We start from the raw sequence: 22100 nt of genomic DNA, 5'->3' as shown, positions 1-22100 counted from the left end.
GGCGCCGGGATTGCCACCGGACCGCGCAGCGGAGGGCATCCATGCTGATCAAGTCGCTCAAGATCCTCCATACCCTCGGGGCCATCGGCTTCACCGGGGCCGTGGCCGTGCACCTGATCCTGCTCGGCCTGGCCCCGGAGCCGACGGCCATCGAGGAGTACGCCGTCATCCGCGGCAGCATCGCCGCCATCGGCAATTGGCTGCTGTTGCCCTCGCTGGCGCTGGTCTTCCTCTCCGGGCTGATGAGCATGGCCCTCTACACTGGCTTCCGGCAGGCCGGCTGGGTGTGGATCAAGGGTATCCTCAGCTTCAGCATCTTCTCGGCCACCCTGGCCTTCATCCACGGCAATGCGGTGCAGGTCGCCGCGGCGGCCGATGCGGCCGCCGCTGGTCGCATCGGCGTCGACGAGATCCCGCGCAACGTCCACAACGAGCCGCTGGTGCTCTGGGTGGTGCTGATCATCTGCATCGCCAATGTGGTCCTCGGCGTGTGGCGACCGCGCCGGCTGCCGGGCGTGATGGAGCTGGGGAATCGTTAGGGCTGTCGGCGTGATGCTCGCATCGCCGGGGCGTGCAGTGACGACGAGGTGAGCCATGTATTCCGATTGGCGGCCGGAAAGGAGTGTCTCGTGCCCCTACTGCGGTGAGCCATTCCAGCTGCTCCTCGACACCGATGGAGAGGACACGGATTACGTGGAGGACTGTCCGGTCTGCTGCGCACCGATCCAGGTGGCGGTGCGCTGGTCCATGGGGGACGACGAGCCGGAGGTGGTCCTGCGTCGGGATGACGACTAAGCGCTGGTGCTAGCGGACCCGTTTATTGCGCGATGCGCTCAACCTGCTCCATCAACTCGGTTAGATCACTGAGGAAGGTGCGCTGCATGTGGCGCGGGCCGATGCCCGGTGGTACCCAGAAGTCGGGCCGGATGTGGCTGTCGACGGTGATGCGGGTCGCCTCGCCGTCGGCCTCGAGCAGCCACTCGGTCACGCCGCGGCGCAGATCGCTGTGTTCCGGCAGGATGCGCGCCCGGATGCGTTCCGGTGGTTCCTCCTCCATGGCCTCGACGCGGCGCACCCGGCGGCAGATCAGCACCAGACACCCCTCGGTGACGGTGGCCACCAGGACGGCCTCGCCGGCGCCGTCCGGTACGATCCGGCTCTCCAGCAGGCCGGGAGAGAGTTCGGAGAGTCGCTCGTAGTCGGTGAGCACCGCCCAGACCGCCTCGCGCGGGGCGTCGATCCGGGCGACGACGCGCAGCTGGTAGTCGGGACGCGCGACCTGGAAATCCCGCTCAAGGATCTCCACGGCGCCGGCCGGGGGGTGGACGGCGCCGATCAGGACCACCAGGGCGATGGCGAATAGTCCACGGCGCATACCGTCACTCTAGTCGCGCGGCGCCGCCCTGGCGAGCGCCGCCCGCGGCACACGGGCTCCCCCTTGTGCCGGTCGGGCAGGCAGGCTGCCCGGAAACTGGTACCGTGGCGCGCCAAAAGGGGAGAGAGCATGGACTGGAGCGGCGGTTACGTCTCGGATATCAACTACATCAGCGGCTTCTACCGCGAACTCGCCCCGGGCTATCTGAGCTTCGTGGCCCGGCTCCAGGGCGAGCCAGCGCCCGATCCGGCCCGGCCGTTTCGCTACGCCGAGCTCGGCTGCGGCCAGGGGCTGGGCACCAACCTGCTCGCCGCCGCCAATCCCCACGCCGAGTTCGTTGGCATCGACTTCCTGCCCGGGCAGATCGCCAATGCCCGGGACCAGGCCGCGGCGGCGGGGCTGGAGAACGTCACCTTCCACGAGGCGAGCTTCGCCGAGGCTGCGCAGTGGCCCGACGCCGCGCTGGCCCCCTTCGACTACATCACCCTGCACGGGATCTACGCCTGGGTCAGCCCGGCCAACCGGCAGGCCATCGTGCGTTTCCTGGAGCGCTGGCTGAAGCCGGGCGGCCTGGTCTACGTCAGCTACAACGCCATGCCCGGCTGGGCCGGGGTGCTGCCCTTCCAGCGGCTGCTGCGCGAGCACGCCGCCCGCCACCCCGGGCGCAGCGACCGGCAGGTCGAGTCCGGCCTGGCCTTCATGCAGCAGCTCCGCGAGGCCGGGCTCGCCTACTTCGAGCGCCATCCGGCGGCGCCGGCCAAGCTCGACGGGCTCGGCGACATCGCCCGGGAGTCGACCTACCTGGCCCACGAGTACCTCAACACCGCGGCGCAGCCCCTGTACTTCACCGACGTGCTCGCCGAGCTGGCGCCGGCCCGCCTGGACTACGTCGGCTCCGCCGATCTGGTGGAGAACTACGACGCCCTGAGCCTTCCCGAGCCGGCACGCGCGGCCCTGGAGGACGTCGCCGATCCCCACTACCGCGAGCTGCTGCGCGACTACGCGGTGAACCGGGTATTCCGCCGGGACGTCTTCATCAAGGGCAGCCGCCGTGGCACGCCGGCGCAGCAGGACGCCGCCGTGCTCCAGACCGCGGTGGCGCCGCTGCTCACCCGCGCCGAGATGACCCCGGTCTTCCACACCCACCTCGGCGAGCTGACCGGGCAGGCGCGGATCTACCAGCCGCTGATGGATCGCATCGCCCGCGGTCCGGCCACCCTCGGCGACCTGCGACAGGCCACCGGGGTCGAGCTGCCGGCGCTGATCCAGGCGTGCGCCGTGCTGGTCGCCACCGGACAGGCCCACCCGGCGCAGCCACCGGTTGATCCCGGGCCCGCGGGGCGGTTGGCCGAGCTGCTCGCCGAGCGCATCCTCGAGGATGAAGCCCACGGCCATCTGCCCGCGCCGGCCATCGGCAGCGCCGTGGCCGCCTCGGATACCGAGATCGTCGCCCTGGCGGCGCTGCGCCAGGGGGCCCCGCAGCGTGCGGAGCGGCTGGCCGAGGCCGTCTGGTCGCGTTTTCGTCCAGTGGGTCGGCGGATGGTGCGCGATGGCCAGGTGTTGGAAGGCGAGCGGGCCAACCTGCGCGAGCTCCAGGAGCGCGCCCGGGGGATCCTGCGCGAGCGCCTGCCGGTCTGGCAGGGCCTGGGGCTGATCGACGCCGGAAGCGACCGGCGCGGCGGCTGAGGCGGCCGCGACACGGTGTCGCGCAGCCCCACGAAACGCAAGGCAATGGTATGGTGCATCGGAGTTGAAACCGGTGGGCGGCAGCGCTGGCAGGGACTGTCATGAACGGATCGGAGCAGACCGAGGCGCAGCGGCTCTACGCCCGCATGTTCGCCGACAATACCGCGGTCAAACTGCTCATCGACCCGGAATCCGGGGCCATCCTCGACGCCAACCCCAGTGCCGTGCGCTTCTACGGGTACCCCCGGGCGGAGCTCTGCGGCATGCGCATCCAGGACATCAATACCCTCGATGATGCGCAGGTGCACGCCGAAATGGCCCGGGCACGGGCCGAGCAGCGTCGCTACTTCCGCTTCCAGCACCGCGTGCACGGCGGCGAGGTCCGCGACGTCGAGGTCTACAGCGGGCCGCTGGAGCTCGGCGGCCGGCAGTACCTCTACTCCATCGTCCACGACATCAGCGAGCATGTGCGCCTGCAGGGCGAGCGCGACCGGCTGCTCGAGGCCATCAACGAGGGCGTCTGCGGGCTCGACCGGGCCGGGCGCTTCACCTTCCTCAATCCCGCGGCCCGGCAGCTGCTCGGCTTTCCCTCGGAGGAGGCAGCCCTCGGCCGGGACGCCCACGCGCTGACCCACCACAGCCACCCGGACGGCAGCCCGTACCCCGCGCAGGCGTGCCCGATCTTCCGGGTGATTCGCACCGGCGAACCCCTGGAGGCGTGGCAGGACTACTTCTGGCGGATGGACGGCCGCGGTTTCGACGTGCTCGTCTACGCCGCGCCCCTGCGCGACGAGGACGATGGGATCACCGGCGCGGTGATCTCCTTCCAGGACATCAGCCGGCGCAAGCGCCTCCAGCGCGAGCGCGACCAGATGCTGGAGATCCTCGATTACCATCCCCATCTGATCCAGCGTTTTCTGCCGGATACCACGCTGCTCTACGCCAACCGCATGGTGGCGGAATTGTTCGGGGTGCCGGCGCCGGAGATGGATGGTCGGCGCTGGATCGAATGGCTGGCGCCGGAGCAGCGCGAGCAGCTCGAGGCCTTCCTGTGCCGTTTCAACCGCTCCGAGCCGGTGGGTACCTTGGAGCTGCCGGTTACCGCCGCCACCGGCGAGCAGCGCTGGGTGCAGTGGACCTGCCAGGCCTTCTTCGACGAGGACGGCCTGATCAGCCACTTCCAGGCCGTGGGCATCGACAACACCGAACGGGTCGCGGCCGAGCGGGCCCGCGCCCAGGCCGACCGCGACCGCCAGACCTTCCTCGCCGCGGTCAGCCACGACCTGCGCACGCCGCTCAACGCCATCTACGGCTTCACCGACCTGCTCCAGGCCACCGAGCTGACCGGGCAGCAGCGCGAGTACCTCGACCTGTGCCGCAGCGCCAGCGAGAAGCTGCTGGCGCTGATCGACACGCTGATGGATCTCTCGCGGATGGAGTCGGGGCGGTTGACCCTGCGCGACGAGCCCTTCGAGCTTGCCGAGGTGATCGAGCGGCAGGTGGCGGTCCTGCGCGCCGTCGCCGAGGAGGCCGGGCTGGCGCTTCGCGTCCGCGAGGCGCCGGGTACCCCGCAGTGGGTGCGCGGCGACGCCACCCGCTTCGGGCAGGTCGTGCACAACCTGGTCAGCAACGCCATCCAGTTCACCGAGCGCGGCGAGGTAGTGCTGGAGGTTGCGCCGGAGGGGACCGGACGGCTCTACGTCGCCGTCCACGATACCGGCGTGGGCATCGCCCCCGGGGATCGCGAGCACATCTTCAAGGCGTTCGCCCAGGGCAACCCGTCCTTCCGGCGCCAGCCCGGCAACGGCCTGGGCCTGCGCATCTGCCACGAGTTGGTGCGACTGATGGACGGGCGCCTGGCGGTGGCCAGCGAGCCGGGGCAGGGGTCCACGTTCTCCTTCACGGCGCGGCTGCCCCGCGCGGAGCCACCCCGCGCCGAAGGCCCCGGCGCAGCGGTCTCCGGGCAGGCCGCCGGCCTGCGCGTGCTGGTCGCCGAGGACGACGCCACCAACGCCCTGCTCATCCAGGCGCAGCTGGAGCTGGCCGGCGTCCATCCGACGCTGGTGGAGGATGGCCGCCAGGCGGTGGCCGCCTGGCGGGAGCAGGACTGGGACCTGGTGCTCATGGACGTGCAGATGCCCGGGCTCAACGGACCCGATGCGGTGCGGGCCATCCGCGCCCAGGAGGCCGAGCAAGCGTGTGCGCGCACCCCCATCGTCGCCCTGAGCGCCCACGCCGTGGACCAGGTCCGCGAGGAGTGTCTGGCCGCCGGCTGTGACGACTACCTGACCAAGCCGGTGGACCGGCAACGGCTGGCGGCCCTGCTGTCGGGGATCGCCGGCGACGGCTGACCCCGGCGCCGCGCGTTATCCTTGGCGGCAGGGGAGGCGGCGCCGAGGAGCAGCCATGTACTACCAGACCTATCGCGAGCCCGACGGGCGCTGGGCCTTCGAGCTCTTCCACCAGGACGGCACCCGGATCGCCCACGGCAGCGGCTACGAGCAGCAGCGCCAGGCCGAGGCCCACGCCGAGGAGCTGATGCGCCGGACCTACGAGCAGCAGTCCATGGGGCTGCCCTGGTAGGTCACCGGGCGTGGCGCTCAGCCGCCGCGGATGGCCAGAAAACCGCCGACCACCAACGGCAGGGTGGCCACGGCGGTGACGGTCTGCACGGTGAGGATCGAGGCCATCAGCGGAGCGTCGCCGCCGAGCTGGCGGGCGAGGATGTAGCACGACGCCGAGGCCGGTACCCCGGCGAAGAGCACGAGCACCGCCCCGGTGGTCGCGTCCAGACCGGCGGCCAGGACTACGGCGCCGACGCCGGCAGGCAGGAGCAGGAGCTTGATGGCCGATGATGCGATCAGCAGCCGCGGATGGCGGCCGATCTGCCCCCAGTACAGCCCGGCGCCCACCGCCATCAGGCCCAGCGGCAGCGCGGCCTGGCCCAGCGCATCGAGGAAGGCGGCCAGCGGTGCCGGCAAGCCCACCGGCAGCAGGCTGAGTGCGACGCCGAGCAGACAGGCGAGGATTAACGGGTTGCGCGCCAGGCTCGCCCAGAAGCCGGGTGCCTGACGTCCGGTGCGCCGGCCGTAGCGGATCAGGGCCGCCACCGCCAGCAGGTTCACCAGGGGGACGAGGACCGCCAGGCTGATCGCCGCCAGGGTCACCCCCTCGGTGCCGAACAGTGCCGCCGCCGTGGCCAGTCCCACGTAGGTGTTGGGCCGGAAGGTGCCCTGCAGCGCCGAGGTGAAGCCGGGGCCGTCCGGCTCCAGCAGCGGCCGGGCGAGGAGCAGCAGGGCGCCGGCGACCGCCACGCCGCCGGCGAGGATGGCCACTACGGGCAGCAGTGGCATCTCGCGCAGCGGTGCCTCGGCCAGCCGCACCACCAGCAGCGCCGGCAGGGCGAAGTAGTAGGTCAGCCGCTCCGCCCCGTCCCAGAACAGGGGCGGAACGACCTCCTGACGGCGCAGCACGTGGCCCAGGGCGATGAGTCCGAAGACCGCCGCCAGGGCGCTGGCCAGGGCGCCCGCCAAGCCGGCCTAGCCGCCCTGGCTCGGCACCAGCGGCTGCCGTGAGGCGAAGCGGTACTGCCAGGCCATCAGCACCGCGCCTACCGCGATCCCGGCCAGGTCGCTGTAGATCCCGCCGTAGATCATCGAGATGGCACCGGCGAGCAGCACGCCGCGCAGCAGCCACGAGACGTGGCCGAACAGCCAGCCCTGCACCGCGGCGGCCAGCAGGAAGATGCCCACCGAGGCGGTCACGCCCACCCGGGCGATCTCCGTCCAGGTCCCTTCACCGAGCATGGCCGGGCTGTAGAAGAACATGAACGGCACGATGAACGCCGCCAGCCCGATCTTGAACGCCGTCACCGAGGTGCGCAGCGGATCGGTGCCGGCAATGCCGGCGGCGGCGTAGGCGGCCAGCGCCACCGGCGGGGTGATCGCCGAGATGACTGCGTAGTAGAAGACGAAGAAGTGGGCGATCAGCGGCTCCACGCCGAGCTGCTGCAGCCCGGGCGCCACCACCGAGGCGGCCACGGCGTAGGCGGCGGTCGTCGGCATGCCCATCCCCAGCATGATGGAGATGCACATGGCGAAGAACATCGCCAGCAGCATGGAGGCGTCCGCCACCCCCAGCAGCATGGACGAGAAGCGCGTACCCACGCCGGTGAGGCTGATCACGCCGACGATGATGCCGGCGCAGGCGCACACCGCCACCAGCGGGATGACCATGCGCCCGCCCATCTCCAGGGCGCGGAGGATGCGGCGGATGCCCATCGCCTCCGGGGTCAGCCAGCTGACCACCACCGCCGAGATCATCGCCACGGTGCCGGCCCGGATCACCGAGTAGCCCTGGAAGAGGGTAAAGATCAGCACCAGGATGGGGATGAACAGGTAGACCTGCCGCAGCATCCGCCCGAGCCCGGGCAGCTGCGCCCGCGGCAGCCCGCGCATGCCCATCTTGGCCGCCTCGTTGTCGACCATGAAGTAGACCGACAGGAAGTAGAGGGCGGCCGGCAGGATGGCGGCGGCGATGATCTCCACGTAGGGGATGCCGGTGATCTCCGCCATGATGAAGGCGCCGGCGCCCATGATCGGCGGCACCAGCTGCCCGCCGGTGGAGGCGGTCGCCTCGATGGCACCGGCGCTCTTGGCCGGGTAGCCGACCTTGCGCATCAGCGGGATGGTCAGGCTGCCGGTGGCCACCACGTTGCCGGCGGAGGTGCCGTTGATCATCCCCATCAGCCCGGAGGCGAAGATCGACACCTTGGCCGGGCCGCCGCGGGCCCAGCCGGCCACGGCGAAGGCGAAGTTGACGAAGTAATCGCCGACCCGGGAGACCTGCAGGAAGGCGGCAAAGGTGATGAACAGGATGATGTACGTCGAGGAGACCGCGGTCGTCGGGCCGAGGATCCCGCTGTCGGTGTAGAGGTAGGTGAAGAAGCGGGTGAAGGAGTAGCCGCGGTGCTCCAGGAAGCCGGGCAGCCACGGCCCGACGAAGGAGTAGACGAGGAAGATGGCGGTGATGATCACCAGCGCCAGGCCGGCGATGCGTCGGGTCAGCTCCAGGATCAGCAGCACGCCGGCGGCCGAGATCCACAGCTCCTGGGCCCCGGCAAAGGGGGTTCCGGCCGCTAGCTGCCAGCGGGTCAGCGCCAGGATGATGTAGGTACCGACCATCAGCGCGCCGAAGCCGAGGATCCAGTCCGGCCAGTGGACACGGTTGTCCGGACTGCGCAGGAACCAGCCGGCCAGGGTGGCGACGGCCACGCTGGCGAACAGGGTGTAGCCGAACTGCTGGGCCAGCCACGGCGGGAGCTGGGTGGAGGACATGCCATCCACCTGCAGCAGGTAGGCGATGTAGCCGAGCGCGCCCAGGGCCCATAGCATCAGGGCGGTACTGGCCAGCATCAGCAGCCACTGGAGCATCCCGGTGGGCGCGGCCGGCGCGTCGCGGTCCAGGGTCCGCGCCGAGGTCAGCGCAAAGCCGATGAACAGGCCGCCGGCGATGTGCAGGATCCGGAAGGTCCAGGTCTCCAGCGGGATCACGTTCAGGGTGAAGATGTGGAATGCGGTATAGAGCGCGCACGCCCAGAAGAACAGCTGCTTCTGCCAGCCGGTGAGGGCGCGCTCGTTGCTGCCGAGGGGAATCTCCGTTTCGCCCTGGGTCTCGATCGTTGGCTCCGGATTCGTGGATCGATCGCTCATCGATGGGGATGCCTCGGCCTCGGTGATACCGGTGCGGGACCTGCTACCGGGCAGGCCCCCTGACACAGCCCGCCCCCGGTCGCACGGATGCGGCGCGGGGGCGGGGGATCAATGGGCTGTCCCGCTCGGGGTCAGCCGCGCAGGTCCTCGGGGATCTCGTAGCCGTTCTCCTCGAACCAGCGCACGGCGCCCGGGTGCCAGGGCATCCAGTCGTTGTACTGGTGGTTCTCCGGCAGGGTCTCGCGCGAGGCCCGGTGGATGTCCATCATCCGGTCGTGGTTCTCCATGACCGCCCGGGTGACCTCGTAGACCAGCGACTCGGGCATGTCCTGGTGGGTAATGGCGAAGTTCCAGATGGAGATCGCCGGGATGTCCGCGTCCAGGGAGCTGTAGAGGTCCGCCTCGATGTCCGCCGGGGAGAGCGCCGGGAATGCCTCGAGCAGCTGCTCCTGCTGCGCCTCGGTGACCGAGAAGATGTTGGCGTCGATCTCCGCCTCGAGCTGCGAGAAGGCCGAGATCGGGGTGCCGGCCGCGAAGGCGAAGGCGTCGATCAGGCCGTCCTGCAGCTGGCCGGCCAGATCCGAGGCGCCGCCGTTGCGCACGCGCACATCGATGCCGAGCTCATCGAAGAACTGCGGGAAGTACATATCCGCAGTGCCGCCGGAGGGGCCGACCCCGACACGCTTGCCCTCCAGATCCTCCATGGAGGTCAGCTCGTCGCCCTCGCGGGTGATGATGTGGAAGGTGGTCTGGTACATGGGGAAGACCGCGCGGATGTTGCGGTGCTCCATGCCCGGAGCCAGCTCGCTCTCGCCGTCCCAGGCGGCGCGGGCCGGTCCCATGGTGACCAGGCCGAACTCGTGGTCGCCGGTCTCGACCAGGGTGGCGTTCTGCACCGGCCCGCCGGTGACCTCGCCGCCGGCGCGGATGTCGAGCATCCCGGCGACCATGTCGGCCCAGCCGCTGCCGTAGATGTAGTAGGTGCCGCCCTGGCTGGCGGTGCCCACGGTGAAGCTGCGGGGCCAGTCGTCGCGGTCGGCCAGTGCCGGTGCCGACAGGGCCAGCGCCGAGGTGGCGCAGATGGCGAGTTGCCAGGTTTTCATTCTCATTCTGTTTGCTCCTCCTCCAGAGCCCGGGGAAGCCCTTTGGCGGGCGTTTCGGTGGTTGGCATAACCCGCACCCGTGACCGGGGCGCAGTGCGCTTTATCGCAGGGGGCACCGCTATTGTCAATTCCCAATCCGCCGTGCGGCGACCGGCGCGCCCCCGGTGAGCGGGGTGGTCAGTGAGTGCCCGGCCGCTGCGGAGCCGCATCACGCCAGGGGCTGCGGTGTTTCTCCGCAGGGTTTTCCACAGGTTTTGTGAACAAGCCCATCCCGGTCTATCTTGCCGGGGAGGACCGGCAACCAGAACCAGAAAGGAGGAGACCGGTATGGCCGACGATGATCAGAACCGCAAGGAGCAGCATGTCGAGGACATGAAGGCGCGCCTGTCCGAGTGGCAGGAGCAGATCGACCGCGTCCGTGCCCAGGCCGAGGAGGCCGGTGAGGAGATGCGCGAGCGCTATCAGGAGCAGCTCCAGGAGCTGGAGGAGAAGTACGAGGAGGGCAAGCAGCGCCTGCGCGAGATGCAGGACGCCAGCGAGGAGGCCTTCCGCGACATGCGCGAGGGCTCGGAGAGCGCGTGGGAGGCGATGACGCGGGCCTTCCGCGATGCGCTGAACCGTTTCCGCTCCTGATGACCCTGCCCGGGCGGGCCCGGTGGCCCGCCCGCACTGCTCCCGCTCACCCCCGCCCCCCAGGTAAACTGGCGCCATGCCAGACTCCGACATCACCGACGCCATCGCCACGGCCTACCGCCGCGTCCGGGACGAGATGCCCGGCTTCCGCGAGCGGGCCGCGCAGAAACGCATGATCTGGGAGGTGGCCAAGGCCCTCGCAGGGGAGCAGGACCACCGCCTGCTTGCCATCGAGGCGCCCACCGGCACCGGCAAGAGCCTCAGCTACCTGCTCGGCGGGGTCCCGGCGGCGCGCAGCCGCGGGCTGCCACTGGTCATCGCCACGGCCACCGTGGGGCTGCAGGAGCAGATCCTGCACCAGGATCTGCCCAAGCTGGCCCGCTACGCCGGCATCGAGGTGGATGCCACGGTGGCCAAGGGGCGTGGTCGTTACCTGTGCCCGCGCAACCTGGGTGAGCTGGTCGGGCAGTCGGCCAGTGTCGAGGCCGGGGCGCAGCAGGCGTTGGCCGCCGACATCCTGGGCAGCGCCCGCTGGCCGCGCCCGCCTCAGCCGGGCGAGCCCGAGCAGCTGGAGTCCATGGCCGAGGCCCTAACCGAGGGGCGCTGGGGCGGTGACCTGGACGAGTGGGCCGACGGCGTGGCCGACGACCTGCGCCCGATGGTCACCTCCACCAGTCACTCCTGCTCCGGACGGCGGTGTGCCCACTTTGAGGGATGTCCCGTCTACGCCGCCCGCGACCGGGTGTCCCGCGCCGAGGTGGTGATCACCAACCACGACCTCCTCCTCGCCGACCTGCAGCTCGGCGAGGAGGAGGGCGGGGTCCTGCTGCCAGCGCCCGAGCAGGCGCTTTACGTCATCGACGAGGGCCACCACCTGGCCGCCAAGGCGGTGCAGCGCTTCGCTGCCAGTGCCCGCGTCCAGGCGGCGCGGACGTGGCTGGAGGAGGGCGAAGGCGTTGCTGCGGACACCGCGGCGGTGCTGCCGGACGATGCGGTCGGCGAGCCGCCGGACGCCGAGGCGCAACGGCTGCAGGAGCGTCTGGGCGAGGTAGCCACCGCGCTGCAGGAGGCGGATACCTTCCTGCAGCACAACTACCGGGCCGATGCCGAGGGTGAACGCTGGCGTTTCCGCGCCGGTCATGCCCCGGAGCCGGTGCGTGAGCTGGCCGGGCGCGTGGCCGGCCCGGCGCGGGGGCTGCACGACGCCCTGCAGGGGTTCTCGGACCGGGTTTACGCCGCCCTGGAGGCGCAGCGGGGCGACACCCAGGAGCTGGAGCGCCAGCTGCCGCGGCTTGGCTTCCTGCGTGAGCGGGCGGCGAACCTGGCCACCACCTGGGAGCTCCTCGCCGAGCAGGACAGTGCCGGAACGCCGCCGGTGGCCCGCTGGGTGGAACGCCAGGCGGAGTCCGACGGTGCCGTGGATCATCGGGTCTCGGTCTCGCCGGTCTCGGTGGCCGGCGAGCTCGCCCGGCGCCTGTGGGACCGGTGCGCCGGTGCGGTGATCACCAGCGCCACGCTGACTGCCCTGGGGCGCTTCGATCATCTGCGCAGTGACCTGGGCCTGCCCGACGGGGAGGCCATCCGCCAGGGCTGCCTGCCGTCGCCCTTCGACTACAGCCGATCCCTGCTGCACGTGCCGTCGCTGCGCAGCGATCCGCGCGACGCCGAGGCGCACCTGGCCGAGGCCTGCCAGTGGCTGCCCGAACTCCTCGACCCCTACGAGGCGGCGCTGGTGCTGTTCACCAGCCGTCAGCGCATGGAGCGGGTGGCCCAGGCGCTGCCCGAGGGCCTGCGGGAGCGGCTGCAGTGCCAGGGTGAGCGCTCCCGCGAGGCGATGCTCCAGCGCCACCGCGAGGCCGTGGATGCCGGGCAGGGCAGTATCCTCTTCGGACTGGCGGGTATGGCCGAGGGGGTGGATCTGCCCGGGCGCTACTGCGATCACGTGGTCATCGAGCGCATCCCCTTCGGGGTGCCCACCGAACCGGTGACCGCCACCCTCAGCGAGTGGCTGGAGGATCAGCAGCGCTCCTCGTTCCATACCCTGAGCCTGCCGCAGGCATCGCTGCGCCTGACCCAGGCCTGCGGACGGCTGGTCCGCTCCGAGGATGACCGCGGGCGGATCACCATCCTCGACCGGCGGGTGGTGACCCAGCGCTACGGCCGCCAACTCCTCGACGCCCTGCCGCCGTTCCGGCGCCGTCTCGACTAAGGCAGGCATCCCGCAACGAAAAAGGCCGCCGATCCGGTGGATCGGCGGCCCGTTGCCGTGGGGATGGCGGAACGATCCCCTTGGGGTTACTGCTTCTCGATGACCGTGGTCAGCTCCACGCCGAGGGCCACCGGCAGCAGGAAGTAGACGAACACCGTGGTCAGCACGATGGTAATCAGGTTCAGCAGCAGCCCGGCGCGCGCCATGTCTGGCACGGTCAGGGCCCGGCTGCCGAAGACGACGGCGTTCGGCGGCGTGGCCACCGGCAGCATGAAGGCGCAGGAGGCAGCGACGGCCACGGCGGCCATCAGCACCAGCGGGTTGAAGTTGGTGGCCACGGCCAGCGCGCCCATCAGCGGGATGAACACCGTCGCCGTGGCGGTGTTGGAGGTCACCTCGGTGAGGAAGACCACCAGGGCCACGCAGGCAGCGATGATCAGGAAGATGGAGACGCCGTCGAGCACCTGCAGGGCCTCGGCCAGGCTCTCGGACAGGCCGCTGGCGCCAAAGCCCGCCGCCAGGGCGAAGCCGCCGCCGAAGAGCAGGACGATGTCCCAGGGGATCTTCACGGCGGTGTCCCAGTCGAGCAGCCGCTGCCCCTTCTCCTTGCCCGAGGGCAGTAGGAACAGGGCCAGGGCACCGGCCATGGCGATGCTGGCGTCGCCGAACTCATCGAGCACGCCCTCGGGCAGGAAACCGCGCAGGACCCAGGCCAGGGCCACCAGCACGAAGACGCTCAGCACGCGGCGCTCGGCGGGGTCCATGCGGCCGATCTCGGCCAGCTCCTGGCGGATGGTCTCGCGGCCACTGACCAGATGCCCGATGCCGCGGCAGTGGCGGCTGAAAGCCAGATAGACCCAGGCGATGCCGAGAAAGAGCAGGGACAAGGGCAGGCCGAAGGCCATCCAGCTGGCGAAGGTGATCTCGATGTCGTAGAGCTCCTGGGCCTGACCGGCGAGCACCGCGTTCGGTGGCGTGCCGATCAGCGTGGCGATGCCGCCGATTGACGCGGCGTAGGCGACACCGAGCATGAGCACCACGCCAAAGCCGCGGGGCAGCTCCTGTCCGTTCTGCTCGGCTTCCTCCTGGCTCTGCTTGAGCACCGCCAGGGCGATGGGCAGCATCATCATCGCCGTGGCCGTGTTGCTGATCCACATGGACAGCCCGGCGGTGGCCAGCATGAAGCCGAGGATGATGCGCCGGGGCGAGGGACCGACGAGGTTGATGGTGTGCAGGGCGATGCGCCGATGGAGGTTCCAGCGCTGCATGGTCACGGCGATGAAGAAACCACCCAGGAACAGGTAGATCAGGTGGTTGCCGTAGGCCTCGGTGACATCGCCGACCTCCATGACCCCGAGCAGCGGGAAGGCGACGATGGGGACCAGCGCCGTGGCGGCAAGGGGCAGCGCCTCACTGATCCACCAGATGGCCATCAGGATGGCGACCAGGGCGACGTTCCACTCGGCCTGGGTCAATTCGCCGGGCGGGCCGACCAGCAAGCCGGCCAGGGCCACCAATGGCCCCAGGAACAGTCCAATGCGCTGCCGATAAGACTCCATGGATACCTCCATCAGCGTTCGAAGAGCGCATAAGGTGGACCACAAGCCCCCTCCCCCTCAATAGGTCAATAAAAACGGGGTCCGAGCATTGACCCGAACCCCGTCTCCGTGAACCGCATACCGGGTCCCCGCCCCCCCCGCGGGTTACCAGCCCATATCGCCCTCGGGCGCCGGCTCCTGCTCAGGCATCGGCTCCTGCTCAGGCTGCGGCTCCGGTGCGGGTGCCGGCTCCTGCTGTTCCGGCTCGCCCCACGGGTCCTCGGCAGGCTCCGGTTCGTCGCCGGTGCCGGCGCAGCCGGCGCCGAGCAGCAGGGCGAACAGCGCGATGATTCCAAGCTTGTAGGGCATGGGTGACTCCCCCTGATTGGTGCATTTCCATGGTGCAGACGCTGGCATGCGCCTGGCGATTGGGACAATGCCACCCCGGCTCGGGTTCACGGCCGCCGCCCGGAAGGGCCTGCCGCTCGCCGTCAGGCCTCGGCGTCGTCGAGCCGTGCGCCGACCGGGGCGTCCACCGGGCGGACGATGGCCCGCGTGCCTTCCAGCCGGACGATGCGCACGGCACTGCCCGGGGCGATCTCGGGGTCGTCGGAGGGGTCGGGGATGGCCATCAGGTGGTCGCCGAAGGCGCGCACGCGCAGGTGGCCGCGCAGGTCGTAGTAGGCCTCGAAGGCGGTGCGGCGCAGGGCACTGTCATCCGCTGAGGGCGGGCCGCCGCCGCGGCCCATGCGCCGGAAGACCCAGACCATGAACGGCAGCGAGGCCAGCCCGGCGAGGATGGCCACGGCGATCTGCGCGACCAGCGGCGCGCCGAGCAGGGCCATGGCCATGCCGGCGAAGGCCATTACCGCCAGGGCCAGCAGCACCCCGGCGCCACCGCCGGCGAGCAGGATCTCGACGCCGAGCAGCACCACCGCCAGGGTGAGCCATACCGTCCACACCGATTGCGGGTCGTTCATCGGGTCCATGGGGCCTCCGCGCAGGGTCCGGATCCCCAAGGTAGCGAGCCGGGCGGCGGGAGGCCAGCCCCGCCGCCATCAGCGCTGGTAGGCCAGCTCCAGGGTCTCGCCCTGGTGCAGGTCGTGGACCTCGTTGCGGTAGCCGATGCGCACCGGCGGCCACGGCCCCTCCTCCAGGCGCAGGGTGAGCCGGGTGTGATTGACCACCAGGTGGATCCAGTGGCCGCGATAATGGATCTTGTGCTCCACCTCGTGGAGCCCATCGGGCAGCATGGGATCGAGCCACAGGATGCCGTCCCGCGGTTCCATGCCGGTGTAGCCGCGCAGCGCCAGGTCCACGGTGCCGGCCATGGCCCCGAGGTGGATGCCCTCCTTGGTGGTGCCGCCCTGGATGTCGCCCAGGTCGCTGATCAGCGCGTTGCCGAACAGATCCCAGGAGCGCTGCCGGTCGGAGCGGGCCAGCACCCACGAGTGGACGATGTTGCTCAGCGTCGAGCCGTGGGAGGTGCGCGCCTCGTAGTAGGCGATGTTGCGCGGGATGGCCTCGGCGTCGAGCTCGTAGCCCATGTCGGCGAACAGGGTTTCGATCTGCTGCCGGGAGAACAGGTAGAAGAGCATCAGCAGGTCGGCCTGCTTGCTCGCCTGGTAGCGGTTGACGTCATCGCCCTCGGCCTCAAGGATCCGGTCGAGCCGCTGGATGTTGCCGTAATGCTCGCGGTAGCCGGCCCAGTCCAGTTCCTCGAGCTGGTCGTAGCCCTCGAACTGGCTGATGATGCCGTCGCCGTGGAAGGGGATGAACATCCGCTGGCTGATCTCCTGCCAGCGGGTGAGTTCCGCCTCGTCGATCGCCAGCCGGTCGAGGAGCTCGCTGCGTGGCGTCGGGCCGATGACCTCCAGGGCCTGGCGGGCGATGCGCAGGCACCAGGCGGCCATGACGTTGGTGTAGGCGTTGTTGGCCAGCCCGATCTCGTCGCTGCCCGGATAGCGCGTGTGGAACTCATCGGGGCCGACGATGCCGCGGATCTCGTAGCGCTGGCGCTGCGGGTTGTAGGTGGCCAGGCTGGCCCAGAACTGGGCGATGCTCAGGATCATCTCGGCGCCGGCGAAGGCCATGAAGTCGGTGTCGCCGGAGACCTCATAGTAGCGCCAGATGTTGTGGGCGATGGCGGCGTTGACGTGGCGCTGGCGGTGGGTGTTGTCCGGCAGCCAGCGCCCCGAGGCCGGGTTGAGGTGCAGGGTCTGCGTCTCCTCGCGGCCGCTGCTGCCGCTCTGCCACGGGTACATGGCCCCACGCAGCCCCTCGGCGGCAGCCGCCCGGCGCGCCTCGGGCAGGCGGCGGTAGCGGTACATCAGCAGGGCGCGGCTGATCTCCGGGCTGTGCAGATTGAGCAGCGGCAGGATGAACAGCTCGTCCCAGAAGATGTGCCCGCGGTAGGCCTCGCCGTGCAGGCCGCGCGCCGGAACGCCCACGTCCAGATCGGTGGTGTGCAGCGAGGTGGTCTGCAGCAGATGGAAGATGTGCAGGCGCAGGACCGTCTGCTCCTCGGCCTCGCCGTTGTTGTCGGTATGCAGCGTCACGTCCCAGCCGCGCCAGTAGCGTTCCCACGCCTTGGCGTGGGTGCGCAGCAGCTCGTCGAAGGCCGGGGCGCGCTCCACCGCGGATGCCGCATCGATGCCCGGCTCGCAGATGGCCCGGTCCCGGCCGCTGTAGAAGGCGGCGACCTTCTCGACGCGGATCGGCTGCCCCGGCTCGGCCTGCAGGGTCAGGTCGTCACCGATGTAGTCGTCGGTCTCCAGCCGCTCGCGGTGCTCCGGCCCGCGGCCGTCGGCCTGCCAGGCCCGGGTGCGCACTGCGTGGGCCAGGTCGATGCGCGACTGATTGGTCATGCTGCGCAGCATGACCGCCTCGTCGCTGCAGCGTTCGGTGGCGAGGACATCCAGGTGGCGGGTCTCCAGGGCCCGGTAACGGGCCACGCCGAGGTTCTCGACGCCGCCGTCGATCCCTGAGCGGATGTGCAGCGCGCCGGTCCAGTTCACCGGTTCCAGCTCCCAGTGCAGCGCGGCCAGGTGGCTGTCGCCCATATGCACCAGCCGCCGGCTGGTCAGCCGCGTCTCGCGCCCGTGCGGGTCGCGAAAGTGCAGGTGCCAGGTCAGCACCCCGTGGCGCATGTCCAGGGTCTGCCGGTGGTCCAGCCACTCCACGCCGTCGAAGTCGAACCAGTCGCCCTCGGCCGGGCGGAAGTTCAGGCAGAGCCAGTTGGGCAGATTGACCAAGTCCTCGTTCTCCACCTCGCGGCCGGAGACCAGACTGGTGCGCCGGTTGTAGCCGCCGGCCATGTAGGTGCCGGGGTAGTGGATGTCGCCGGCGGCAGCCCCCTCGAAGGCGCCGCGGGTCGCGAAACGGCCATTGCCCAGCACGCAGATCGCCTCGCGATGCTGCTGCTCCTCGGGCAGCCAGCCCTGGTAGGTCAGTTGCCAGCCTTCGGTCTCCGGTAGCGTCATCGCTGAAGCCCCTTCACAGCATCTGCTCGAAGAATTGGCGGACGGCGGCCACGTCGGCCAGCCGGTAGTCGGCGGCGGTGGCGCGGTCGGGCTCGCCGACGAAGATGCCCACGCCGCGGCCCTCCAGGGCCCGGAAGGCGTGCTCATCGGTCCAGTCGTCGCCGATGTAGATGGGCAGGGTGTCGCCGTTGTTCAGCGACAGCGCCTCAAGCAGCCAGAGCACCGCGCGGCCCTTGTCCCAGGCGACGTCCGGCTGCAGCTCGAAGACGCACTTGCCCGGCCCGCAGCGCAGCTGCGGGTGGCGCTCAAGCACCCCGTCCACGGCGGCCCGGACGCGCTCGACCTGATCCTCCGGCGTATTCCGGTAGTGCACGGCGAGGGCGAAGCGCTTGCGCTCGAGCAGGGTGCCCTCGACCGCCGCGAGGGCGTCGTCGAGTTCCTCGGCCGCCGCGGCCAGGGCGTCCAGGCCGGCCTCGGCCTCTTCGTTGCAGCGGTGTACGCCGCCGGGGCCGACGATCTCGAAGCCGTGGCTGCCCGCGTAATAGACCGACTCCAGACCGACGAACGCCTGCAGCGCCTGCAGGTCGCGGCCGCTGACCAGGGCCACGGTGTGGCGGGCGGCCAGCTGCTCCAGCGCCGCGTGCATGGCCGGATCCAGCCGCGCCTCGGCCGGGTCGTCGACGATCGGCGTCAGGGTGCCGTCGTAGTCGAGGAACAGCGGCGTGCTCCGCCCCTCCATGCGCGTGCGCAGTTCATCGAGCACCGCCGGTTCGAACAGCTCCGGGGGGGATTGCATCGCTTGCGCCTCCTGTGGCTCAGCTCAGTTCGGTCAGCGCCGCCACGGCGACGTCGGCGCCGTGGGCACGCAGGACATCGTGATTGTCGTGGCGGGCCACGCCCACCACCAGGGCGAAGGGCCCGGCGGCGCCGGCCTGGACGCCGGAGATGGCGTCTTCGAAGACCACGCTCTGTCCCGGGGCCACCCCCAGCCGCTCGGCGGCGACCAGGAAGATGTCGGCATCCGGCTTGCCACGCAGGCCCAGCTCGCGGGCGGTCTCGCCGTCCACCCGGGCGTCGAACAGGGTCTCGATTCCGGCGGCCTGGATCATCCGACGGCAGTTGCGGCTCGAGGAGACGATGGCCGTGCGCACCCCCGCGGCCCGCCACTGCCGGACCCGCTCCAGCCAGTCCGGGAAGACCTCCACGCCGTCGCGCTCGATGACCGCCTGGATCAGTGCGTCCTTGCGGCGGCCCAGGCCGTGGATGGTGTCGTGTTCCGGTGGGTCGTCCTCTTCGCCCTCGGGCAGGTCGATGCCGCGCGCGGCCAGGAAACGGCGCACGCCCTCCTGGCGCGGCAGGCCGTCGACGTGCTCCCAGTACTCGGTCTCTTCGTCGAAGGGGGCGAAGGGGGTGCCGGTTCGCTCGGCATGCGCCTGCAGGAAGGCGTCGAACATCTCCTTCCACGCCCGGGCGTGCACCGTGGCGGTACGGGTGACCACGCCGTCCATGTCGAAGATGGCGGCCTGGTAATCGGCGATGTCAACGGCTGACGGATCCATTAGGTTCACTTTGGCGCACCTCCTTCGGGTTGTGCAAGGCCTTATGCGTGACCCCGTCGTCATCCCCGTCCGGTGCCGCGAACCGTGGACCGGAAGCCTAGGAGGGCGGGTCGGGCGGGGTGAGCTGTTCCAGCGGCGCCGGTCGCGCCAGCAGGTAGCCCTGGCCCTGGAGGCAGCCGGCCTCCAGCAGGGCGTCGCGCTGGGCCACGGTCTCGATGCCCTCGGCGATCACCTCCAGCTCCAGGCTGTGGCCGAGGGCGAGGATGGCCCGGGTGATCGTCGCCCCGCGGGAGGGCTGATCGACGTTGTCGACAAAGGAGCGGTCGATCTTCAGCCGGTCCACGGGTAGATCCTTGAGGTAACTGAGCGCCGAGTAGCCGGTGCCGAAATCGTCCACGGCCACGCGAACGCCGTGGCGGCGCAGTTCGTCGAGGCGGGCGATGACCCGCGTGTCGGTGTTCACCAGCAGGCTCTCGGTGATCTCCAGCTCCAGGCGCTCGGGCGGCAGCCCGGTCTCGTCCAGGGTGCTCAGCACGCGGCCGACGAAACCGGGTTCGGCGAGCTCGGGGGCGGTGATGTTGACCGCCAGGCGCCCCCAGTCCCGCCCGTTGCGGAGCAGAGCCTGGTACTGCCGGCAGGCACGGCGCAGAACCCAGGCGCCGAGCTGGCCCATCAGACCGGCGTGCTCGGCCACCGGGATAAATCGCGCCGGCGAGATCGGACCGCGTTCCGGGTGCGGCCAGCGCAACAGCGCCTCGAGCCCGATCCATTGCCCGCTGGCCAGGTCCGCCTGGGGCTGGAAGTGCAGGTCCAGGGTGTCGCTGGCAAGGGCCTGGCGCAGTTCGGCGCCGAGCTCGATGCGCTCGCGGGCGCGCTCGGTCAGCTCCTCGCTGAAGAAGCGGTAGCCCACGCCCTCGCTCTTGGCCTCGTACATGGCGGCGTCGGCCTGCTCGAGCAGTACGCTGGCGCCCTGGGCCTGGTCCGGGAAGGTGCTCAGGCCGACGCGCAGGGTGATGGGGATCTGGTGGCCCTCGATCTCCAGCGGTGCCTCGGCGGTGGCGATCAGCCGCTCGGCGGTGCCGGCGGCATCGTCGGTGCTGACCAGCTGGGGCAGCAGCACGCCGAACTCGTCGCCGCTGAGCCGTGCCACCGTGGCCGAGTCGCCCACGGCGGCGTCGAGCCGCTCGCCAATGATCCGCAGGGTGCGGTCGCCGATGGCGTGGCCGAGGCTGTCGTTGACGGCGCGGAAATCACTCAGATCGACGATCAGCACCGCCACCGTGCTGTCGCCGCCGCGCCGGCGCTGGCGCTGGTGCTGGCGCAGGGCCTGCTCCAGGCGGTCCTGGAAGAGCAGGCGGTTGGGCAGCTCGGTGAGCGGATCCAGATGCATGACCCGCTCGAGCTGGCTCTGGTACTCCTTGATCCGCGAGATGTCCGAGAACACCCCGATGTAGTGGGTGGGGTGGTCGGATTCGTCGCGCAGCTCGCGGATGGTGGCCAGCTCGGCGTAGGTGGTGCCGTCGTTGCGGCGGTTCCAGATCTCGCCGGTCCAGTAGCCGTGGCTGCGGATTGCCTCCCACATGGCCTCGTAGAAGGCCTGGCTGTGGAAGCCGGAGGCGAGGAAGCGGGGGTTGCGGCCGAGGGCCTGGTCCTCCTCGTAGCCGGTGATGCGGGTGAAGGCCCGGTTGACGGCGACGATGTTGGCCTCGGCGTCGGTGATGATCACCCCCTCGCGGGCCTCCTCGAAGACGATGGCCGCCTGGCGCAGCTCGCGCTCGACGCGCTTGCGCTCGGTCACGTCGTGGAGATTGAGGACGAAGGCCGGATCGCCCTCCCAGCGCATGGTCCGCGCCCGCATCTCGACGATCCGGCTGCCGCCTTCGCCGGTCCGCAGTTCGATCTCCTGGGGCGCTCCGGTCGCCACCGGGAAGCCGAAGACCTGGCCGATCAGCTCGGCGGGCGGGTGGCCGGTGAGGGTGCCGGCGGTGGCGTTGGCGTAGACGATCCGCCCGTGGTCATCCACCACCAGGATGCCCTCGGCGGTGTTGCTCAGGACCCGGTCGAGCTGGTGCTCGCGCTCGCGAGCGCGGGACTCGGCGACGCTCAGCCGGTGCTCGCGCCGGCGCTGCTCGGTGATGTCCTCGAGGATGTGCACCGACTGTCTGTAGCGGCCTTCGGCGTCGGTGACGGCGAACGAGCGCGAAATGAGGATCTCGCCGGTGGGCAGGGCCAGCTCCTCGGTGATCTCGCCGCTGCCCCGGCGTTCGCCGCAGCGGCCCTGCTCCATGGCGGCGCGGCAGCTGGGCAAGGGGCCGTCCCGGCGGGGGAAGACCTCCCAGTAGGGGCGCAGCCGGAACTCCTCCGGGGCCAGCCCGGCCCGCTCGGCATAGGCCCGGTTGGCGGCGAGGATGCGGTAGTGCTCGTCGTGGATGAACACCGGCTCGGAGAGGGCGTCCAGGGCGCGCAGCCAGTCGCACGCCTCCGCCCCCTGGGCGGCGATGGTCACCGGGGTTGCCAGGACGGCACTGCGTTGATGCTGGGGGTTCCGACCGCTCGGCAAGGGCGGTTCCTCGCTGGTGCCAGTGCCGGGCCAGGAACCCGGCGATCCGTGATGTTGATACGCTATCACATCGACGAAACAGGGGAATGCCCGGGTGCGGCAATCCGATCGCTGCGGTTGTCTTGACACGGTCTCCGGGGCGGGGCGCTGCCGCGTGTCACCGCCGCAGCGGAATATGCATAGGCCGAAGCGTCCTTTCACGGCGCTGCTGCGCGCGGCGTAGCCTCTCGACTCAGACGGCCCC

General features: G+C 70.5%; 18 protein-coding genes. 7 read left to right on the top strand and 11 right to left on the bottom strand.

Annotation, left to right across the window (positions count from 1 at the left end):
- Nucleotides 1-41 precede the first annotated feature (41 nt).
- On the top strand, nucleotides 42-539 hold the full coding sequence (locus LRF89_RS08205) for a hypothetical protein (protein WP_201169329.1): 498 nt from the start codon (nucleotides 42-44) through the stop codon (nucleotides 537-539).
- A gap of 55 nt (nucleotides 540-594) precedes the next feature.
- Nucleotides 595-795, top strand: a complete 201-nt coding sequence (locus LRF89_RS08200; protein ID WP_201169327.1) for a CPXCG motif-containing cysteine-rich protein — start codon at nucleotides 595-597, stop codon at nucleotides 793-795.
- Between the two features lie 22 nt (nucleotides 796-817).
- On the opposite strand, the gene LRF89_RS08195 is transcribed toward LRF89_RS08200, so the two are convergent.
- The gene (locus tag LRF89_RS08195; protein ID WP_201242737.1) at nucleotides 818-1375 is read right to left on the bottom strand and encodes an SRPBCC family protein; all 558 of its coding nucleotides are present in this window, start codon (nucleotides 1373-1375) and stop codon (nucleotides 818-820) included.
- A 129-nt stretch (nucleotides 1376-1504) separates the two neighbouring features.
- Between LRF89_RS08195 and LRF89_RS08190 the strand changes: the two genes are divergently transcribed.
- The 3 genes from LRF89_RS08190 (at nucleotide 1505) to LRF89_RS08180 (ending at nucleotide 5644) form a co-directional block, all read left to right on the top strand.
- Nucleotides 1505-3061, top strand: coding sequence for a class I SAM-dependent methyltransferase (locus LRF89_RS08190; protein WP_238636893.1), 1557 nt, complete (start codon nucleotides 1505-1507; stop codon nucleotides 3059-3061).
- A gap of 101 nt (nucleotides 3062-3162) precedes the next feature.
- Entirely contained in the window at nucleotides 3163-5412 is a 2250-nt protein-coding gene (locus LRF89_RS08185) for a PAS domain S-box protein (protein ID WP_238636892.1), read from the top strand.
- Nucleotides 5413-5467: 55 nt separating this feature from the next.
- Nucleotides 5468-5644, top strand: coding sequence for a hypothetical protein (locus LRF89_RS08180; protein ID WP_238636891.1), 177 nt, complete (start codon nucleotides 5468-5470; stop codon nucleotides 5642-5644).
- Between the two features lie 17 nt (nucleotides 5645-5661).
- On the opposite strand, the gene LRF89_RS08175 is transcribed toward LRF89_RS08180, so the two are convergent.
- The 3 genes from LRF89_RS08175 to LRF89_RS08165 all read right to left on the bottom strand — a co-directional run bounded on the left by LRF89_RS08175 (nucleotide 5662) and on the right by LRF89_RS08165 (nucleotide 9881).
- Nucleotides 5662-6594: an AEC family transporter gene (locus LRF89_RS08175; RefSeq protein ID WP_238635445.1), complete on the bottom strand. Its 933-nt coding sequence runs from the start codon at nucleotides 6592-6594 to the stop codon at nucleotides 5662-5664.
- Nucleotides 6595-6600: 6 nt separating this feature from the next.
- A complete protein-coding gene (locus tag LRF89_RS08170) occupies nucleotides 6601-8772 on the bottom strand; it encodes a TRAP transporter permease (RefSeq protein ID WP_238636890.1) in 2172 nt (723 codons plus the stop codon).
- 131 nt (nucleotides 8773-8903) lie between these two features.
- A complete protein-coding gene (locus LRF89_RS08165; RefSeq protein ID WP_201169317.1) occupies nucleotides 8904-9881 on the bottom strand; it encodes a TAXI family TRAP transporter solute-binding subunit in 978 nt (325 codons plus the stop codon).
- Nucleotides 9882-10202: 321 nt separating this feature from the next.
- Between LRF89_RS08165 and LRF89_RS08160 the strand changes: the two genes are divergently transcribed.
- Both LRF89_RS08160 and dinG read left to right on the top strand, forming a co-directional pair.
- A complete protein-coding gene (locus LRF89_RS08160) occupies nucleotides 10203-10508 on the top strand; it encodes a hypothetical protein (protein WP_201169316.1) in 306 nt (101 codons plus the stop codon).
- Nucleotides 10509-10584: 76 nt separating this feature from the next.
- Nucleotides 10585-12717: an ATP-dependent DNA helicase DinG gene (dinG, locus tag LRF89_RS08155; RefSeq protein ID WP_238636889.1), complete on the top strand. Its 2133-nt coding sequence runs from the start codon at nucleotides 10585-10587 to the stop codon at nucleotides 12715-12717.
- A gap of 86 nt (nucleotides 12718-12803) precedes the next feature.
- On the opposite strand, the gene LRF89_RS08150 is transcribed toward dinG, so the two are convergent.
- From LRF89_RS08150 to LRF89_RS08120, 7 genes are all read right to left on the bottom strand, one after another.
- Nucleotides 12804-14276, bottom strand: a complete 1473-nt coding sequence (locus LRF89_RS08150; protein ID WP_238636888.1) for an SLC13 family permease — start codon at nucleotides 14274-14276, stop codon at nucleotides 12804-12806.
- A gap of 144 nt (nucleotides 14277-14420) precedes the next feature.
- Nucleotides 14421-14624: a hypothetical protein gene (locus LRF89_RS08145; protein WP_238636887.1), complete on the bottom strand. Its 204-nt coding sequence runs from the start codon at nucleotides 14622-14624 to the stop codon at nucleotides 14421-14423.
- A gap of 122 nt (nucleotides 14625-14746) precedes the next feature.
- Nucleotides 14747-15244 (bottom strand): NfeD family protein, encoded by a 498-nt coding sequence (locus LRF89_RS08140; RefSeq protein ID WP_238636886.1) that lies wholly within the window; start codon nucleotides 15242-15244, stop codon nucleotides 14747-14749.
- Nucleotides 15245-15313: 69 nt separating this feature from the next.
- Nucleotides 15314-17737: a glycoside hydrolase family 65 protein gene (locus LRF89_RS08135; protein WP_201169308.1), complete on the bottom strand. Its 2424-nt coding sequence runs from the start codon at nucleotides 17735-17737 to the stop codon at nucleotides 15314-15316.
- 13 nt (nucleotides 17738-17750) lie between these two features.
- Complete coding sequence (gene otsB, locus LRF89_RS08130; RefSeq protein WP_201169306.1) at nucleotides 17751-18533, bottom strand: trehalose-phosphatase; 783 nt, start codon at nucleotides 18531-18533, stop codon at nucleotides 17751-17753.
- A gap of 19 nt (nucleotides 18534-18552) precedes the next feature.
- Nucleotides 18553-19296, bottom strand: coding sequence for a beta-phosphoglucomutase family hydrolase (locus tag LRF89_RS08125; RefSeq protein WP_238636897.1), 744 nt, complete (start codon nucleotides 19294-19296; stop codon nucleotides 18553-18555).
- A 97-nt stretch (nucleotides 19297-19393) separates the two neighbouring features.
- Nucleotides 19394-21856, bottom strand: coding sequence for a sensor domain-containing protein (locus LRF89_RS08120; protein WP_238636885.1), 2463 nt, complete (start codon nucleotides 21854-21856; stop codon nucleotides 19394-19396).
- Nucleotides 21857-22100: the final 244 nt, after the last annotated feature.

The organism is Halorhodospira sp. 9621, assembly GCF_022228055.1.
In the GTDB taxonomy this organism is placed as follows: Bacteria; Pseudomonadota; Gammaproteobacteria; order Nitrococcales; family Halorhodospiraceae; genus Halorhodospira; species Halorhodospira halophila_A.
Note: the sequence above shows the minus strand (reverse complement) of the source record. Positions and strands in the feature narration are given on the sequence as shown.